Source organism: Methylophaga sulfidovorans (assembly GCF_900114205.1).
In the GTDB taxonomy this organism is placed as follows: Bacteria; Pseudomonadota; Gammaproteobacteria; order Nitrosococcales; family Methylophagaceae; genus Methylophaga; species Methylophaga sulfidovorans.
The window spans coordinates 225,545-242,495 of sequence record NZ_FOSH01000003.1 but is presented as its reverse complement, the minus strand read 5'-3'; the positions used below and the strand labels follow the sequence as shown (position 1 = coordinate 242,495).

Sequence of the window (16,951 nt, the reverse complement as noted above, 5' to 3'; positions counted from 1 at the left end):
GTTCGTCCGACATCAAGAGAGCGGTAGCCTTTTTTAATATAAATTTTTCCTGCTCCAGGCGTTTCACCCGGGCTTCCAGTTCCTGAATACGCTGCTGTTCCGGTGTTAGCGCTTTGGATGCAGGCGTATGTCCACCTCGCTCTTCCTGTAACTGTTTAACCCAGCGACGTAGGGCTGACTCGCCCACATCAAGAGCTTGACAAGCCTCTGGAACACTGTAGTTCTGGTCGACAACTAAACTGGCTGCCTCCAACTTGAACTCAGGAGTAAAACTTCTTCTTTGTTTTGTCATTGAACACCTCTTTGGAGGACATATTACCTCCTTAAATGGTGTCCGGGATCATTAAACCACTACATGAAGAATCTCATGCAGAGTCAATGTTACAAGGTAATGTTTACCTCTCAACTCTTGAAACATGCAGAAGGTATGAAAACGAAGAACGAGGAGATCGTTATGAGGGCTATTCTTTATACAGCAGCGGTACTGTTTCAGGACTAGGCTCTGATCCACACATGAAAACTGTAGCAAGCCGCTTAGGAGTCGAAATGAGTCCAGATAGTATGGGGAGTTTTATGTGGTGCAAATCTGAATCACGACTAACAGACTCATTTATTCTGTGTACTACAGATAAATTTAATCGTTCTATGTGCAAAGATTTTGGGGATTATTGTGTTGAAATAAGACATTTACCTCATTTCTACATGCTGATGAGTAGGTTATTAAAAGAAAAATACAATATTGGGCATGGGCTCGCTGGTTATGCACTCTACAAAGATAGATGGTATGAAGGATTAGAGTCGCCACCAGAGCCACCAACAAGTGTAGTTCTCTTGAAGCCTGAGCGATATAAACATCAAAGAGAGTATCGTTTTTCATGGAACCCTGTACCCAACAAGGGTAACTTAAAACCTTTTACTGTTTCCTCAGAGCAGCTTAAGCCCTTTTTTAGGCGGGTAAGCTAGCCTATTCAATGACTGCTTCGGGCGGTCTTTTGATTACACCCTATGAACACATGAAGCGTGAATACGATAACTGTATTCTTTTATATTGTATTTTATTTATGAATACGATATCTTGCCAACTTCTAAGACTTAAATGAATACAGGAGTGGCAACTTATGAAGCACATCGGATATGTGAGGGTATCAACGGTAGACCAGAACACAGAGCGTCAACTAGACGGCATAACGCTGGATAAAGTCTTCACAGATAAGTGTTCAGGTAAAGATACCAACCGACCACAGCTTAAGGCTCTACTTGAGTATGTGCGAGAAGGTGATGAAGTTCATGTGCATGACATATCACGAATGGCACGTAATGTCGCTGACCTGATTGAACTGATTAAACAGATGAACACTCAAGGCGTGACTGTCCGCTTTCACAAGGAAGGACTGACCTTCACAGGCGAACAGAACGCTATGCAGGAGCTTATGTTAGGTGTACTAGGCTCTGTGTACCAGTTTGAACGCTCGATGATGTTAGAGCGTCAGAGAGAAGGTATTCAGAAGGCTAAGGAAAAAGGTGTGTACAAAGGCAGACCACAACAGGTAGACCGTGAGAAAGTACTTGAGTTGTTGGCTGGTGGATTGTCTATTAGAAAGACAGCAGCCCAGTTGGTGATATCGGTCTCTACTGTACAAAGAATAAAAGGGCAATAAAGTTTCTTAAGGATTAATACTCAAATATATTGTTCCCTGAAGTGACTAACAAGCGCATCGTCCATAGCCTCAAGCAGATGGTTAGCAACAGACTGACACTCTTTCATAAATGTTTCAATATGGCTCTCGGTTACTATTGATATACAAGTTGGAGATGAGTCTTTTACATGCTGCTTGAAAAACACATATCCATGACTAATCTCACTCAGGATAGTTTTACCATTTTCGTCAAGTGTACATTCAAAAAGCGGTGAAGATGTAACAATAATTGGGAAAGAAATTGCAAATGGTCTATTTTGAGTGTTGTCACTCCAGAGACTATTATTGATAAGCCATGTCGCCGCCTTAACGCAAGAAATTGAGGCGTTGTACGGTACATCTTTATTCCCCCCAAGTGCTTGCGCCATTGAATAACCTATCATCCCTGTTTTGTGTAGCCATGGTATCGACTTAGAATCAAGATACTCTTCGGGGATATCCATAGCTCTTGGAAAAACTTGCTCTATCACTGCGTCATAAGCTTTCTCAGAAAAAAGGGCAAAAGAAGCTAGCTTGTGATAAGAAGCAAGGGCGTCCTCAGAACTGAATATGACCCATGGCCCTTTTGTAGCTTTACATTCAATAACAAAATTAATCTCAGCAGAACCGTAGCCATCAGCAGCCGTACATACGATGTCAATTTCTCTTGAGTCACCACTTTCAGAATCAATGTAATACCAGCCCTGACGAATAGAGAGCTGTGTATGTTTTCTAGCAATGGACGCTACAAGCATCTCTAGCGGATAGCCATTTTTATCCAACCATGTACTTAACTTTGCATGTAAACTCAATTCCTCAGACATATTCTTCCAATCCTTTGATATACGAAGGCCATGGTATGTCTTATTAATCAAGCTATCAAGGGTAGATGGTCTCCAGGAGAGGGACTTTTAAAATCAAGCTGAAACTCGATTCTGTTAAAATTTAAGTCTTTAATATAATCTAAGGTGAAAAGTATGAGTGATGACAATAGCTTCAAAAGCTTAAGCCTAAAGGAAATTGAACTTGCTATTAGTAATGGCTTATCAGGGCTCTACACACACCAGATTACCATTAAGACGGCTATACAACTAGAGATTTAAGACATAACAACAACTTAATAATAAATGTCAAAGCATCCCTGACTCTCCGCCATACATTAAAAGCCCCTTATCGAAGGGGCTTTTTTGTTTCTGCCTCAAGCACACAAAAATCCACCCTCTTTGAAATGGATAGTTCCGGTTAAAAGCCCCTCCTAGCCTTATTTTAGATACCTAGCGATAGTCTGTTTATTTTACTTTTCGGTGCTTAAAGCTTATCTCGCGTCAAAGAGTCCTGTTTACACTAAATAATAGTGATGTAGATCAGATATGCTGACAAATCCGATTGACCAATTCTGTAAGCAGCAATTAAGCTTTAATGAGTTACTCTCATAGAGACAAACATGATTGATACGTCAGAATTACCTACTTCCATCCCCTCCCTGAAATTAAAGTGTGTCGCCATCGATACCTATAAAGAAAATGTGGCTTATCTGCACCGTAGTTGCGGTCTTTATCGTAGTGAAGGCTTTCAGGCGTTGAGTAAGATAGAGATTCACACAGCCACCAGTACTCAGCCCGTTATTGCTGTACTAAATGTCGTTGATGACGCGACTATTACAGATGTTGATGAGCTGGGTTTAAGTGAGCAAGTCTATGAGCAGCTCGGAATTCCAGAAGGTTCAGAAGTCTTTATCAATCATGCTACACCACCTGAATCACTTAAATCAGTGCATAAGAAAATAGCAGGTGAAAAACTAGATTATGAACAATATCTGCACATTATTCAGGACATCGTTAATAACCGTTATTCGAAAATTGAAACAGCCGCGTTTATCGTAGGATGTGCTGAAACAGGTATGGAGCGTGACGAAATATTGCATCTAACCCATGCCATGGTCGATACCGGTGAACGTATTGATTGGGGTGAAGCTCTGGTCTGCGATAAACATTGCATTGGTGGTATACCTGGTAACCGAACCACTATGTTGCTTGTGCCCATCATTGCCGCTCATGGCATGCTAATGCCTAAAACATCCAGTCGTGCTATCACCTCTCCTGCCGGTACAGCCGACACGATGGAAGTGTTGGCTAATGTCGATCTTTCTCTACGTCGTCTGCATGAAATCGTCAGTCAACAACGCGCTTTCCTGGCTTGGGGCGGAACAGCAAAGCTGGCGCCGGCTGATGATGTCTTAATTTCAGTGGAGCGCCCATTATCTCTGGATTCGACCGGACAGATGATCGCCTCAATTTTGTCTAAAAAAATAGCTGCTGGTGCCACGCATTTAATTATTGATATTCCTATCGGCCCATCAGCAAAAGTGCATACTCATATGGAGGCACTCAAGTTACGCAAACTGTTTGAATATGTTGGTGACAATATGGGATTGCATTTAGAAGTGGTCATCACTGATGGCAGCCAGCCAATTGGTAGAGGCATTGGCCCGGTGTTAGAAACGCAGGATGTAATGAAGATTCTGACAAATGAATCTGATGCGCCTATTGATCTGAAAGAGAAAGCGTTACAGTTGGCTGGCAGGATCATCGAATTTGATCCAGATGTTCGAGGCGGCCAGGGATATGCGATTGCCAGAGATATTCTTGAATCAGGCCGAGCGCTTACCAAAATGAATGCCATTATTGATGCCCAGGGACGTAACAACACACCGATGCAGCTTGGTAAACTGCATTATGATATCTGTGCACAAGAAACCGGCACTATAGATGCGATAGATAATCTTAAAATCGCTTCCATAGCACGGTTGGCTGGGGCACCAATGGATAAAGGTGCTGGTATTTATTTACATAAGAAAGTTGGTGACAGGGTCAAAAAAGGCGAAGCTTTGTTTACCATTTATGCTGAGTTTAATGCTGATTTCACCTTTGCCAAAAATGCCGCCATGACCGATAACAGCTACCATATTGGTAAACAATAAAATGAAATCGACTTTACTATTAAGCTTCTCAGACTATCAGCCACAAGCTAAAGCACTTGCTATGGTCTGTGGGATCCCTCATGACACTATTCAACTTCATCGTTTTCCAGATGGCGAAAGTCAGTTGACCTTGCCAGTCAACTTAGCTGAAACGGTCATTGTTTGCCGAAGTCTTGATGAACCTAATAATAAATTAGTAGAATTAATGTTGACGGCACGGTCACTACGTCAGCATGGCGTAAAACGAATAATTCTGGTGGCACCTTATCTTTGTTATATGCGACAAGATAAAGCCTTTCATCCGGGGGAAGTCGTCAGTCAGACCATTGTCGGTCATTTCCTGGCTGATTTGTTTGATGCAGTTATTACAGTCGATAGTCACCTGCACCGAATCTCCAAACTAAGTGAAGCCATTCCACTGGAATATGCTATCAATCTCACCGCCACACAACCCATGGCAGACTTTATAGAAGCGCATTTCACCAATCCACTATTGTTAGGTCCGGATGGTGAATCCGAGCAATGGGTAAAAGAAATTGCCACACATTTTGGCTTTGATTATGCCGTGGCACACAAACAACGTTTAGGTGATCATAATGTTGTAGTCACTTTGCCGGAGAATGACTACGCCAGACGGAATATTATTATTGTTGATGATGTTGCCAGCACAGGTAAAACATTATTGGAAGCAGCCAAACAGCTTACGCCATATCAACCAGCGTCTGTCAGCGTTCTGGTCAGTCATGCTTTATTTATTGATGATGCCATTGAACAATTAACCAATGCGGGCGTCAAACATATATATAGTTGCGACAGCATTCCTCATCAGACAAATAGTGTGAGTCTGGCCAATATTCTCGCAAAGGCTTTACAGGACGTTTTACAACAATAGATTCAGCATAAAAAAGGGGTAAGATTTGACATCATTATTTCAGAAAGCCACTGACGATTTTGCCCATCAACCGATTGCTGAGACATTTAACTCACTGAATGTCGACGCTAGCCATGGCTTGTCGGATGCAGAAGTGCATCAACGACAACTTGATTACGGTCTGAATCAAATCATCAATCAAGAAGAGTCTGCACTTCGCCGTATTTTAAAACGCTTCTGGGGACCTATCCCCTGGATGATTGAAATTGCTGCCATATTATCGGCGGCGGTGGGCAAATGGGAAGACTTCATCATTATCAGTATTTTATTACTGATCAATGCTGGTCTGGATTTTTTCCAGGAGCACCGCGCACTCAATGCACTCAATGCCTTAAAAAGCCAACTGGATACGCAAGTTCGTGTATTACGCGATGGTAGAACGCAGTCTGTCCGCTCCCAAGAGCTCGTTCCCGGTGACATCATCCGTTTACGAATGGGTGATCTGGTTCCTGCTGATGTGCAATTACTCACTGGTGATTATTTATCCATAGACGAATCCTCGTTAACCGGTGAATCCTTAGCTGTTAGTAAACGCAGTACTGATGTCGCCTATGCCAATACTATTATTCGCCAGGGTGAAATGGATGCCATTGTGGTCAATACTGGTCATCAAACACGCTTTAACAGCGTCGTCAGTCTGGTCGCATCGGCGTCAGCCAATGAGCACAGTCATTTCCAGAGGATGGTGCTACAAATTGGCCATTTTCTAATTCTGCTGTCACTGGCGATGGTGGTATTAATCGTTATTACAGGCTTATCCCGTCATGAAGATATGCTTGAACTGGCTCGGTTTGCCTTAGTTTTACTAGTTGCAGCTATTCCTGTGGCCTTACCGGCTGTGTTATCAGTCACCATGGCGGTAGGCGCTTATAAACTTGCCAAACACAAAGCCATTGTCACCAAATTAACGGCCATTGAAGAACTGGCCGGTGTTGATATCTTTTGTTCAGATAAAACTGGCACACTCACAAAAAATGAAATGCATGTGATGGAAATTCTGCCATTTGATGGCAATGGTGAAGCAGAACTCATTCGTGCTGCCGTTTTAGCCTCGCGCTCAGAAAATACTGATCCAATTGAAATCCCACTATTTCGTCATATTAAAGATAACTACCCTGAAAGCGACTGGTCAGCATGGCAACAAACTCACTTCACAGCTTTTGACCCTAGTAAAAAATACACAGCAGCTCAAGTACAAAAAGCTGACGAAAAGATGGAGGTATTTAAAGGCGCGCCGCAAGTGATTATGGCGATGGTGGCCAACCTATCAGACAGTGAGATCAACACACTAAACCAACAAATTAATCTCCTTGCCAGTAAAGGTTACCGAACACTGGCAGTAGCCCAGCAACGTGAGGGCCAACCTCATCAATTCCTCGGCCTGATTCCGCTTATTGATCCACCTCGAGACGACTCAAAACAAGTGATTGATGAAATGCGTCAACGTGGCGTCGAAGTGAAGATGATCACGGGAGATAATATCGCCATTGCCCGTGAAATCGGTCATATGCTTGGCTTAAACAAACGCGCCGTTCAGTCCAAACAAATCACCGGTAAATCAGGTCAGGAAATTAAAGAGCTCGCTTCTGGTTTGGCTCAGGCTATCTACAAACGTCTTAATCCAGAGGTGTCGTATAAGCAGGCAAAACAATTTGCCGATGAAGTGATGACCGATCTGGATACTATCTACGATACCAGTTTATTAGAGACGGAGTTTATTCACACCCATGAATCGGCACTGCTCGACATGCTGGAATCCATCGAGATATTTGCCGAAGTCTTACCAGAAGACAAATATATGATTGTTGATGCCTTACAAAAGTCAGATCACATTGTGGGCATGACTGGAGATGGTGTAAATGACGCCCCCGCACTTCGTAAGGCCGATTGTGGCTTTGCCGTATCCAATGCCACCGATGCAGCAAGAGCGGCGGCAGATATCATTCTCACCGCACCAGGCTTATCTGTAATAAATCAGGCTATAGAGCAGGCACGCTTTACATTTGAACGCATGAAAAGTTACGCCACTTTCCGTATTGCCGAAACGATTCGCATCATTTTGTTTATGACATTAAGCATCCTGATATTCGAGTTTTACCCCATTACAGCCCTGATGATTATTCTACTGGCCCTGCTCAATGACTTGCCCATTCTGACTATCGCTTATGACAATACCTACCAGTCCCCGACCCCAGTCAGGTGGAATATGCATGAGTTATTTATTTTGTCGTCAGCGTTGGGGCTTGCTGGGGTATGCGCGTCATTTTTATTGTATTTGTTCTTACGTGAGCAGAATTTAGATACCGATACGATACAAACCCTCATCTTTCTGAAACTTCTGATTGCTGGCCACAGTACTATTTTTGTCACACGTAATAATGGCTGGTTCTGGCAAAAACCCTGGCCATCGCCATTTTTATTAGCCGCCACATTAGGCACAGAAATTATCGGTACATTAATGGCTGTTAACGGCATATTTATTACAGCAGTGAGTTGGGAATATGCCGGATTTATGTGGTTATATGCGTTAATCTGGTTTGTTATTGATAATGCCATCAAAATTGGTATACAACGCTTTATATTTAATCAGCCCTCAACTAAAACGAAACTCACTGCATGAATATTATCCGTAAATGGCGCACACTCAGAATACTTAAACACTATCCAATTCCCTTTGATATATGGCTTGAGGTAACCAAGAACTTACCTCTTATTCAGGCAAGACCCGTATCTGAACGTGCCCGCATACGTCTATTGGCTACACTGTTTATTCACAAAAAAACGTTTACAGGAGCCGCTGGCTTAAAGGTGACACCAGAAATGGCTGTGACCGTGGCTGCCCAAGCCTGTGTTGCTATATTGCATTTAGGACTCAATTCTTATGATGGCTGGATAGAGGTGATTCTCTACCCGGGTGCATTTCAGATTAAGCGTGATGTGACGGATGAAAACGGTGTTGTCCATAGTCAAACAAGAGGCTTAAGTGGCGAATCATGGTCACGGGGACCTGTTATCTTCTCCTGGCAGGATATTAAACATGACAGTCAACAACCGTACCGGGGCCATAATGTTGTTATTCATGAATTTGCTCATAAATTAGATATGTTGTCTGGCCGAGCTAACGGCATGCCGCCATTACACCCAGATATGTCGTTACAGGAATGGACTGAAACATTAACAGCCGCCTGGCAAGGTCTGTTACGTGATTTAGCTGCACATAAACACACTTATCTCGATCCTTATGCCGCGACTAATCCAGCTGAATTTTTTGCTGTGCTGAGTGAATATTTTTTTACTACACCAGAGGCTTTAAAGCAGCATAACGCCCATTTATTTGAGCAATTACAGGCTTATTACCGGCAATCACCGCCAGACCTGGAAGCATTTCATAATAAACATTATGCTTGAGAAGCTGACTCATGAATAACTGAAACTGTTTTTGAAATATCCAGTCGAATATTTACTATGCAGACAAGGATGATGTTATGCAAGAATTGATTGGAACACTGCTGTTAATGGCTGTTAATTTTAGTCAATACGAAATGCCAGAACAACAACCGTTACTCGAAGCCATTAAACATCAGCAGCTAATAGATATTTTATGTGAGGGTAAAGAATGTAATGCTCTCGCATATTATGACGATAAAAAAAATACCATTTTTTATGATGAAACATTAACGGAAAATAGTATTATTGCTCGAGGTTATATCGTTCATGAAATGGTGCATTTCCTGCAATATCAATATGATGCCGTTGTTGAAAAACCCAGCTGCACACAACGAATGCTACTGGAGCGCGAGGCCTACCAGGTACAGCAACGCTTTCTACGAGCTAATCATATGATGACTTACGATGTGGATATGGCAATCCGTTTATTAAGTGGTGTTTGTCGTCACTGATAATAACATCGCAGTTGTTATAAGCAATTTGATAAGGATATACTCGACTATTTAAGAAATTAATCCGGTTACTTAAAAATGTGTTGCTCAATGCTGAGTGAGCACATCGGTTTAAATAACCTTTTTTCATCCCAGTTACGGAAGTCTATGGTTTCTAGAAAACGGCTCTATTTATTAGGCATAATCGGCATCAGCCTGATGAGTACGGTAACAAGTACCGAAGCTTCATTAGATTTGTTGGCAGGCGTTGAGGCTGGTATCGATACGGACACTGCCATGACAACTCATGATCTGCAACAAACTCAGAAAATCCTGTCGACAGAAACTAGCGGAAAAAGCCACTTTTGGAAAAATGAAGTGACTGGCACCGCTTATGAAATCATCATTGACCACCATTATTCTTATGGACACTATCCTTGTCTGGCCTATGACCTTATTATCACTAAGGATGATGAAACACAGACTAAATCTTTAGATGCCTGCAAAAATAGTAATGGCCAGTGGATTTCTATCACGTCAGGGGCTACGGCGCTTTAGCGATAAATACGCCGCGTTTTGGTGCCTGGTAGCCTTCAATTGTTTTTGTCACATCATCCGGATCAAGGAAGTCTTTTAGAGACTCAAACGTCATCCATTCTGTGCTTCTTTGTTCATCTAGTGAAGTGACATTTTCATCGACGCAACGCACATCTTTAAACCCACACTTTTTTAACCAAACCAGCATGGTTTCACTACTTGGAATGAACCAAACATTTCGCATCTTGGCATAACGCTCTTCAGGAATAAGACTCATCCCCTCAGGTCCATCAATAATCAGTGTTTCTAACACTAATTCACCACCTGGTTTTAAACAGTCACGTAATTCCATTAAATGCGTTAACGGTGAGCGCCGGTGATATAACACCCCCATAGAAAAGACCGTATCAAACCAGGCTAGTTTTTCCGGCATATGCTCAATACCGATGGGTACAACGAAATGTTTATCACTAGCAATATAACGTTGCATAACATGATATTGCATGGTGAAAACCAGGGTTGGATCGATGCCCATAACAAATTCGGCACCCTCACCCAGCATTCTCCAGCCATGGTAGCCATTGCCACCACCCACATCTAACACACGTCGGCCAGTTAATGGACTGATATGCGGTAACACCCGATCCCATTTCCAGTCAGATCGCCACTCGGTATTAATCTCAATATCAAAAAAGCGATAAGGGCCTTTCCGCCAGGGGTGAAAGGTCTGCAGACAGGTTTTCAATGCATCAATATCATGACCATTCAAGTCTTGTTGTTGACCTATTCTGACCTCACTTTGTAACTCGACTTGACTCGGAGTAATGTCAGGTAAAGCAGAAAGAGCCTCTTGCCATACAGGCATTTTGCCATGCGTTTCTTCAGCTAATTTCTGATTAATCTGTTGTTCTAATGCCTGTCGCCAGCTATTTAATCCAGCAGACTCAAGATATGTATATAAAGCTTGGTAAATCACTTTATGGCAACCATCGATACAAAGTTAAAACATTGATACCACTTTTCGGTGAAAGCAAATCCGGCTGTGCGTAAACGCTGTTGGTGCTGTTCTAATGACTCAGGTATCAACACATTCTCAAGCGCTGTTCTTTTCTGACTAATCTCCATATCGCTATAGCCATTAGCCCGCTTAAAATCATGGTGGGCATCTATATGAAATTGGTTAATATTCGTGTCAGAAAATGCCAGTTTCTCTGACAGAATTAATATGCCGCCCGGCTTTAACCCATTATAGATTTGATTAATTAATGCCTGACGCTGCGCCAACGGAATAAATTGTAAGGTGAAGTTCATCACAACCACAGAGGCATTTTCAATCAGCGTATCAGCGATATCCTCGCAGACGAGTTGAACACTAATATCAGAAGGCTTATCAGCCAGTAATATATGTTGGGCTTTTTCAATCATCGCAGGCGAGTTATCCACGGCAATAATCTGGCAATTCTGCTTTTTTATGCGCTGACGCATTGATAAGGTCACAGCACCAAGCGAGCAGCCCAAATCATAACAACGGCTATTATCCAAAGCATACTTAGCAGCGAGAATACCGATATTGGATATCAATGTGGCGTAGCCTGGCACTGAACGCTGAATCATATCCGGGAAAACATCAACGACTCTTTCATCAAAGCTGAAATCCACCATTTGTTCTAATGGTGCAGCGTAGATAGTGTCCTGTTTCCTCACCATTACTGCTCACCTTTTTTCTTAGCAACATTATCGCGAAGATAAACAGGCACAGCTTGTTCAGCAGACAAGGTATTACCCTTTTCAGCTTGTTTTAAAGCCAGTTTCGCAATGGCCGCAGCGGTGGGTAAAAGCTCGTTATCCATGGCATTAACTTGTCTGGAAAACATTGTCGTCATTGAGGTTTCATATTCTTTCCAGCCAGTACCAGCCGCAAAAAAAGGCTGCTCGGTATTTAACTGGATATGCTCAGGCAAACACACCCGTTCTTCTCCTGATAACTCAGCCAAACCTTCCACTGATTGATATAAGGCGCTATACACTTCCTGCATACGTGCATCCATGGCGACAGCAATATTTTCAGCACCGTGCTCATCAATAGCACGTTGGGCAACGGCAGCTAAAGTGGATACAGGCACCACCGGCAGATTAGCCGCAAAAGCAATTCCCTGAGCGACACTGACGCCGACTCTTACCCCGGTAAACGAACCGGGACCACGTCCAAACGCAATACAATCCATATCAGAAAGACGGCAGTTTGCTTGAGCAAGAATCTCATCCAACATACCCAGAATTTTTTCTGAATGCCCTCGTTGCGTCGGCACTGATTGTTCAAACAATTCACCATTTTTTAGCATGGCTACTGAACACATTTCTGTGCAGGTATCGAGAGCAAGAATATTCATAGGGTACTTATATGTCGGTCATTTGAATGTCACAAACGCGCATTATAATGCAATCAGTCAGATTCAACGGAGGAAATCATGTCTATATTGATTGATGCGATTTATGTGTTACGTGAAATAGGCAAATTGATTTTTGTGATCATCACCTCACCATTTGCCTTTGTTGCCGGCCTGTTAACAGCTTTGGGTAGCAATTAGATTTTCCATCTAATTCAATCTGTTATAGCATAGCTGTCGTCAAACTTTTCTGGAGATTGGCAATGGCTATACAACATTTACAAGCACTGGAATTGGCCGCACAGGGTGACTGGAATGGGGCTCACAAACTCATCCAAAGTTATGAAGATAGTTTTGCATGCATGATTCATGGCTACCTTCATAAGGTTGAGGGCGATACGGGAAATGCTGCTTACTGGTATCAACGTGCAGGCCGTTCATTACCAGCAAACAGCTTATCCGAAGAATTTGACAGGCTCTATGACCTCGCCAAACAAATCTGAATTATTGTTTGATGCCTTCGATAGACAAGGTTAAATACACGACCTGTGATGAAGGACCTAACATATCCACGTTGATACCGTAATCAGAAATAGTGAATTCAGTTTCACCAACAAAACCGGCACGATAACCACCCCATGGATCTGAGCCTTCCCCTACTTTCTCAACCGGAAAGCTCAGTTCATGGGTCACACCATGTAGGGTAAAGTCGCCTGTAACAACTAAACTGCCATCGTCCTGCTTTTTAAACGAAGTAGATTTAAAACTGGCTTCAGGGAATTTATCTGTTTCCAGAAAACGTTCACGTAAATGTTTATCACGTTCAGCAAAATTAGTATCCACACTGGCTACATCAATATTTACATCCACTTTTGATGCTTCTGGTTTTTCTGCATCATAAGAAAACGTGCCGGCAAAATCGTTAAAACGACCACTCATCCAGCTATAGCCCAAATGCTGAATTCGAAAATCAATAAAAGCATGGGCTTTATCCGTATCAATCACATAATCTGCCGCATAAGCTGGCATCATTGCTGAAAAACCTAATAAAGATGTTGTTAAAAGCGTTTGTCTCATTTCTTTTCTCCTAGTTTTATTTCGTGCCAAGCATTTGCTTGAGTGTTAAATCTTTATCAATAAAGTGGTGTTTCATTGCTGCCAATGCATGAACGGCTGCTATGCCAATCAAAAAGTAAGCGGCCCATAAATGAAATGCACCAGCTGGATCTACCCAATCTGATTTCTGTGTAACTAAGGCAGGAATAGTGAACCAATCAAAAACTGACAAACCATCACCTTTTGCTGTGACCATAATATAGCCACTAATAACGATGAGTAATGCAACGATATTCATGGCTTGATGAGCGATTTTTGCTGCCAGATGTTGCCAAGGGGGAATAGAAGAAATAGTGTCAGGCGCTTGACGGAACAGGCTCCAACACCAGCGTAAAACAATCAATATTGCCGTAGCGACACCAATACCTTTATGCCACCAGGGAGCCTCATAATACCAATTATCGTAATAACCAAGCCCGACCATCCACAGACCTGAGACAAACAAAGCAATAATAAAAACAGCAATCACCCAATGGAGAAAAATCGAAAAAGCATCATAGCCAGAACGAGAGGTATGTTTCGATTTCATTGATGTCCCTATCCCAGAAAAGTAATGATTATAGGCACATTGACCATGGTCAATTAAAAATGTTTCTCAAATAATAATATTTTTTATTAACGCTGACGTCTTTTGGCTTTAACTTTGGTTTTGCCAGGTCTTGTATGTTGAGTACGGAAGCTTTGTACATTTTTTGCCTTACGGGTAACGCGACGACCTTCACCATTTTCACCCGTACCTGCAGGCTGCCAATTAGGAATCAAATGCTTTTTGCCATTACCGATTAAATCCGCTCGACCCATGTTTTTTAATGCTTCACGTAACATTGGCCAGTTTTCTGGATCGTGGTAACGCAGAAACGCTTTGTGCAAGCGACGTACTTTTAGTCCTTTTGGCACTTCAATATCACCACCGTTGCGTCGTACTTTATGCAAGGTATTTTTACCAGAGTGATACATTGCTGCCGCGGCTGACATCGGCGAAGGTAAATAAGCCTGCACCTGATCTGCTCTGAAACCATTACGCTTCAACCAAAGAGCCAGATTCATCATATCCTTATCCGTCGTACCAGGATGTGCGGCGATAAAGTAAGGTATCAAATACTGCTCTTTACCCGCTTCTTTTGAGTACTTATCAAACATTTGTTTGAATTTATCGTAAGTCCCAATGCCTGGTTTCATCATTTGTTGCAACGGACCTTCTTCAGTATGTTCCGGTGCAATTTTCAAATAACCACCGACATGGTGAGTCACTAACTCTTTTACGTATTCAGGCGATAATACGGCCAGGTCATAACGCAAACCTGAAGCAATCAGAATCTTTTTAATGCCTGGTAAAGAACGGGCGCGTTTATAAAGGTTAATCAAAGGTGTGTGATCAGTATTTAAGTTTTTACACACTCCCGGGAATACACACGATAGACGACGACAACTGGCTTCAATTTTAGGATCGTTACAAGCCAGACGATACATATTGGCCGTTGGGCCACCTAAATCAGAAATCACGCCCGTAAAACCTGGCGTGGTATCACGTATTGCTTCCACCTCTTTAATGATGGAATCTTCAGAACGACTCTGAATAATACGACCTTCATGTTCAGTGATAGAACAGAACGTGCAGCCACCAAAACAACCACGCATGATATTCACCGAAAAACGGATCATATCGTAGGCAGGAATAGTCATCTTGCCATAAGCTGTATGCGGTAAGCGGCTGTAGGGTAAGTCAAACACAGCATCCATTTCTGCTGTAGTTAGCGGTATGGGTGGAGGATTCAACCAGACATCCTGGTTACCATGTTGCTGAACTAAAGCCAGCGCATTACCGGGATTGGTTTCTAAATGCAGAATGCGTGAAGTATGCGCATAGGTGACCGGATCATCCTTTACGGCATTGTAGGCAGGCAGTCGTATTACGGTACGGTCAGCATTCCTTGGGGAAACCCGATGAATTTTAATGACGTTGGTATTTTCAGCCGCTTTATTTTGTTCTGTTTTTGCCTTTTCGTCTGCACAACTTTCTTCAGTCTGCATCTGATAAGGATCAATCGGTGGATTGAGTTTTCCCGGCGTATCCACCAAAGTCGAATCTTTTTCCCACCAGCCTGCACGCTGTTCATACTTTTTGGTGTAGGCCGTTCCACGAATATCGGTCAAATCACTGACAGGTTCACCAGCAGCAAGACGATGTGCAATTTCCACCACCTGTCTTTCACCATTGCCATAAACCAACAGATCGGCTTTAGAATCCATAATGACACTGCGACGGACTTTTTCAGACCAATAGTCATAATGGGCAATGCGGCGCAAGCTGGCTTCAATACCGCCAATAATGACCGGCACGCCTTTGTAGGCTTCCTGACAGCGCTGACTGTAAACCACCACACTTCTGTCTGGTCGTTTTCCGCCTGAACCACCTGCCGTATAGGCATCATTGCTACGGATTTTACGATCTGATGTGTAGCGGTTGACCATCGAATCCATATTGCCGCCAGTGACGCCAAAGAACAGATTTGGTTTACCCAGTTTGGTGAAATCGTCTGTGTTGGTCCAGTCAGGCTGAGAAATAATGCCAACCCGAAAACCGTGAGATTCTAATAAACGTCCAATCAACGCCATGCCAAAACTTGGGTGGTCTACATAGGCATCACCAGTCACAATGATAATGTCACAAGAGTCCCAGCCCAGCGCATCCATTTCCTCTCGGGTCATAGGTAATTCAGGCGCGACACCAAAACGGTGTGCCCAGAATTTACGGTAGGAAAACAGATCAGGTGCGGATTGCATGGGGACCCCAGAAGAATAAAAGCGATAAACGTGGATATTCTAGCAAATTCAGCTGCATATCCGACAATTTTAATCAGGTTTTATTCCATGATTTTGACTTCTGTGCCCACTCTGACAAATTTCAATAACTCATCAATTTCTTTATTTCTGAGTGCAATGCAGCCTTGAGTCCAGTTCGCCATCTGATGAATCTCAAGTTTGTCTTTAGTTTCAACACCTATTCCATGGATGCCAATCACACCACCCAGTGCTGTGTTTTGTGGTGGAATACCGCCAAAAATATGCGCATCCAGAATTCTTCGATACTGCGATTTTTTGATGTGTCCGGCTTTCAAACCATTGATCGCATCTCTGACACTGGGATAGTCGAGCTGTAAAAATAAATGGAAGCGGTCACTGTCTTTAATATCAACGATATGATAAATGCCTAAAGGAGTACGCCGGTCACCTTCCATCTGTTTTGCTTTTCTGCCACCACTGCCTATTGCGGCATGATATGAACGAATGACTTTATCGTTTTTTTCAAGCAGTAATTTGTTTTCAGATCGTTTAATAACAATTGTGTATACCTCATCAGCCCAGCTCACTTGTTGATACAAAAACAAACTCAACAATATTGGCAAAAACCACTTATTCATGAAACCTCTATAAGCTAATAACTG

The 16,951-nt window shown here is 42.7% G+C and carries 18 protein-coding genes and 1 pseudogene; 10 read left to right on the top strand and 9 right to left on the bottom strand.

Annotation, left to right across the window (positions count from 1 at the left end):
* Positions 1–292, bottom strand: a pseudogene (locus tag BM232_RS03790) (transposase); the annotation flags it as partial.
* A gap of 86 nt (positions 293–378) precedes the next feature.
* On the opposite strand from BM232_RS03790, the gene BM232_RS03785 reads away from it, so the two are divergent.
* Positions 379–963, top strand: a complete 585-nt coding sequence (locus BM232_RS03785) for a hypothetical protein (RefSeq protein WP_143092253.1) — start codon at positions 379–381, stop codon at positions 961–963.
* A 155-nt stretch (positions 964–1,118) separates the two neighbouring features.
* A complete protein-coding gene (locus BM232_RS03780; protein ID WP_091711846.1) occupies positions 1,119–1,658 on the top strand; it encodes a recombinase family protein in 540 nt (179 codons plus the stop codon).
* Between the two features lie 20 nt (positions 1,659–1,678).
* Here BM232_RS03780 and BM232_RS03775 read toward each other — a convergent pair whose 3' ends face one another.
* The gene (locus BM232_RS03775) at positions 1,679–2,500 is read right to left on the bottom strand and encodes a hypothetical protein (RefSeq protein WP_091711845.1); all 822 of its coding nucleotides are present in this window, start codon (positions 2,498–2,500) and stop codon (positions 1,679–1,681) included.
* 153 nt (positions 2,501–2,653) lie between these two features.
* Between BM232_RS03775 and BM232_RS15190 the strand changes: the two genes are divergently transcribed.
* The 7 genes from BM232_RS15190 (at position 2,654) to BM232_RS03745 (ending at position 10,023) form a co-directional block, all read left to right on the top strand.
* On the top strand, positions 2,654–2,779 hold the full coding sequence (locus BM232_RS15190; protein ID WP_281248263.1) for a hypothetical protein: 126 nt from the start codon (positions 2,654–2,656) through the stop codon (positions 2,777–2,779).
* Between the two features lie 341 nt (positions 2,780–3,120).
* Positions 3,121–4,656, top strand: a complete 1,536-nt coding sequence (locus tag BM232_RS03770) for a thymidine phosphorylase family protein (RefSeq protein WP_091711844.1) — start codon at positions 3,121–3,123, stop codon at positions 4,654–4,656.
* 1 nt (position 4,657) lies between these two features.
* Positions 4,658–5,548, top strand: coding sequence for a ribose-phosphate diphosphokinase (locus tag BM232_RS03765; protein WP_091711843.1), 891 nt, complete (start codon positions 4,658–4,660; stop codon positions 5,546–5,548).
* A 25-nt stretch (positions 5,549–5,573) separates the two neighbouring features.
* Entirely contained in the window at positions 5,574–8,207 is a 2,634-nt protein-coding gene (locus tag BM232_RS03760; RefSeq protein WP_091711842.1) for a plasma-membrane proton-efflux P-type ATPase, read from the top strand.
* The gene (locus tag BM232_RS03755) at positions 8,204–8,995 is read left to right on the top strand and encodes a M90 family metallopeptidase (protein WP_091711841.1); all 792 of its coding nucleotides are present in this window, start codon (positions 8,204–8,206) and stop codon (positions 8,993–8,995) included. Before BM232_RS03760 ends, BM232_RS03755 begins: the two co-directional genes overlap by 4 nt.
* Positions 8,996–9,072: 77 nt before the next feature.
* Complete coding sequence (locus BM232_RS03750; RefSeq protein ID WP_091711840.1) at positions 9,073–9,486, top strand: hypothetical protein; 414 nt, start codon at positions 9,073–9,075, stop codon at positions 9,484–9,486.
* A gap of 147 nt (positions 9,487–9,633) precedes the next feature.
* A complete protein-coding gene (locus BM232_RS03745; protein ID WP_091711839.1) occupies positions 9,634–10,023 on the top strand; it encodes a hypothetical protein in 390 nt (129 codons plus the stop codon).
* Here the strand turns inward: BM232_RS03745 and cmoB are convergent.
* The 3 genes from cmoB to tsaB are packed head-to-tail and all read right to left on the bottom strand — an operon-like array spanning position 10,010 to position 12,392.
* A complete protein-coding gene (cmoB, locus tag BM232_RS03740; RefSeq protein ID WP_091711838.1) occupies positions 10,010–10,978 on the bottom strand; it encodes a tRNA 5-methoxyuridine(34)/uridine 5-oxyacetic acid(34) synthase CmoB in 969 nt (322 codons plus the stop codon). The genes BM232_RS03745 and cmoB overlap by 14 nt on opposite strands.
* A complete protein-coding gene (gene cmoA, locus BM232_RS03735; RefSeq protein WP_091711837.1) occupies positions 10,975–11,709 on the bottom strand; it encodes a carboxy-S-adenosyl-L-methionine synthase CmoA in 735 nt (244 codons plus the stop codon). The genes cmoB and cmoA overlap by 4 nt, the downstream gene beginning before the upstream one ends.
* The gene (gene tsaB, locus BM232_RS03730) at positions 11,709–12,392 is read right to left on the bottom strand and encodes a tRNA (adenosine(37)-N6)-threonylcarbamoyltransferase complex dimerization subunit type 1 TsaB (protein WP_091711836.1); all 684 of its coding nucleotides are present in this window, start codon (positions 12,390–12,392) and stop codon (positions 11,709–11,711) included. Before tsaB ends, cmoA begins: the two co-directional genes overlap by 1 nt.
* A 260-nt stretch (positions 12,393–12,652) precedes the next feature.
* Here tsaB and BM232_RS03725 point away from each other — a divergent pair, with 260 nt between their 5' ends.
* The gene (locus tag BM232_RS03725; RefSeq protein WP_091711835.1) at positions 12,653–12,892 is read left to right on the top strand and encodes a hypothetical protein; all 240 of its coding nucleotides are present in this window, start codon (positions 12,653–12,655) and stop codon (positions 12,890–12,892) included.
* A 1-nt stretch (position 12,893) separates the two neighbouring features.
* On the opposite strand, the gene BM232_RS03720 is transcribed toward BM232_RS03725, so the two are convergent.
* From BM232_RS03720 to BM232_RS03705, 4 genes are all read right to left on the bottom strand, one after another.
* Positions 12,894–13,466: a YceI family protein gene (locus BM232_RS03720; protein WP_091711834.1), complete on the bottom strand. Its 573-nt coding sequence runs from the start codon at positions 13,464–13,466 to the stop codon at positions 12,894–12,896.
* Positions 13,467–13,482: 16 nt separating this feature from the next.
* Positions 13,483–14,034: a cytochrome b gene (locus tag BM232_RS03715; RefSeq protein ID WP_091711833.1), complete on the bottom strand. Its 552-nt coding sequence runs from the start codon at positions 14,032–14,034 to the stop codon at positions 13,483–13,485.
* 86 nt (positions 14,035–14,120) lie between these two features.
* The gene (locus tag BM232_RS03710; RefSeq protein ID WP_091711832.1) at positions 14,121–16,289 is read right to left on the bottom strand and encodes a YgiQ family radical SAM protein; all 2,169 of its coding nucleotides are present in this window, start codon (positions 16,287–16,289) and stop codon (positions 14,121–14,123) included.
* Positions 16,290–16,369: 80 nt separating this feature from the next.
* Positions 16,370–16,927 (bottom strand): L,D-transpeptidase family protein, encoded by a 558-nt coding sequence (locus BM232_RS03705; RefSeq protein ID WP_091711831.1) that lies wholly within the window; start codon positions 16,925–16,927, stop codon positions 16,370–16,372.
* Between the last annotated feature and the right edge of the window lie 24 nt (positions 16,928–16,951).

Coding starts and splice junctions, on each gene's coding strand:
- BM232_RS03725 (WP_091711835.1), top strand. CDS start 12,653: ATGGCTATACAACATTTACAAGCACTGGAATTGGCCGCACAGGGTGAC.
- cmoA (WP_091711837.1), bottom strand. CDS start 11,709: ATGGTGAGGAAACAGGACACTATCTACGCTGCACCATTAGAACAAATG.
- BM232_RS03775 (WP_091711845.1), bottom strand. CDS start 2,500: ATGTCTGAGGAATTGAGTTTACATGCAAAGTTAAGTACATGGTTGGAT.
- BM232_RS03720 (WP_091711834.1), bottom strand. CDS start 13,466: ATGAGACAAACGCTTTTAACAACATCTTTATTAGGTTTTTCAGCAATG.
- BM232_RS03705 (WP_091711831.1), bottom strand. CDS start 16,927: ATGAATAAGTGGTTTTTGCCAATATTGTTGAGTTTGTTTTTGTATCAA.
- BM232_RS03745 (WP_091711839.1), top strand. CDS start 9,634: ATGGTTTCTAGAAAACGGCTCTATTTATTAGGCATAATCGGCATCAGC.
- BM232_RS03715 (WP_091711833.1), bottom strand. CDS start 14,034: ATGAAATCGAAACATACCTCTCGTTCTGGCTATGATGCTTTTTCGATT.
- BM232_RS03765 (WP_091711843.1), top strand. CDS start 4,658: ATGAAATCGACTTTACTATTAAGCTTCTCAGACTATCAGCCACAAGCT.
- BM232_RS03750 (WP_091711840.1), top strand. CDS start 9,073: ATGCAAGAATTGATTGGAACACTGCTGTTAATGGCTGTTAATTTTAGT.
- BM232_RS03770 (WP_091711844.1), top strand. CDS start 3,121: ATGATTGATACGTCAGAATTACCTACTTCCATCCCCTCCCTGAAATTA.
- tsaB (WP_091711836.1), bottom strand. CDS start 12,392: ATGAATATTCTTGCTCTCGATACCTGCACAGAAATGTGTTCAGTAGCC.
- BM232_RS03780 (WP_091711846.1), top strand. CDS start 1,119: ATGAAGCACATCGGATATGTGAGGGTATCAACGGTAGACCAGAACACA.
- BM232_RS03710 (WP_091711832.1), bottom strand. CDS start 16,289: ATGCAATCCGCACCTGATCTGTTTTCCTACCGTAAATTCTGGGCACAC.
- BM232_RS03785 (WP_143092253.1), top strand. CDS start 379: ATGTTACAAGGTAATGTTTACCTCTCAACTCTTGAAACATGCAGAAGG.
- BM232_RS15190 (WP_281248263.1), top strand. CDS start 2,654: ATGAGTGATGACAATAGCTTCAAAAGCTTAAGCCTAAAGGAAATTGAA.
- BM232_RS03755 (WP_091711841.1), top strand. CDS start 8,204: ATGAATATTATCCGTAAATGGCGCACACTCAGAATACTTAAACACTAT.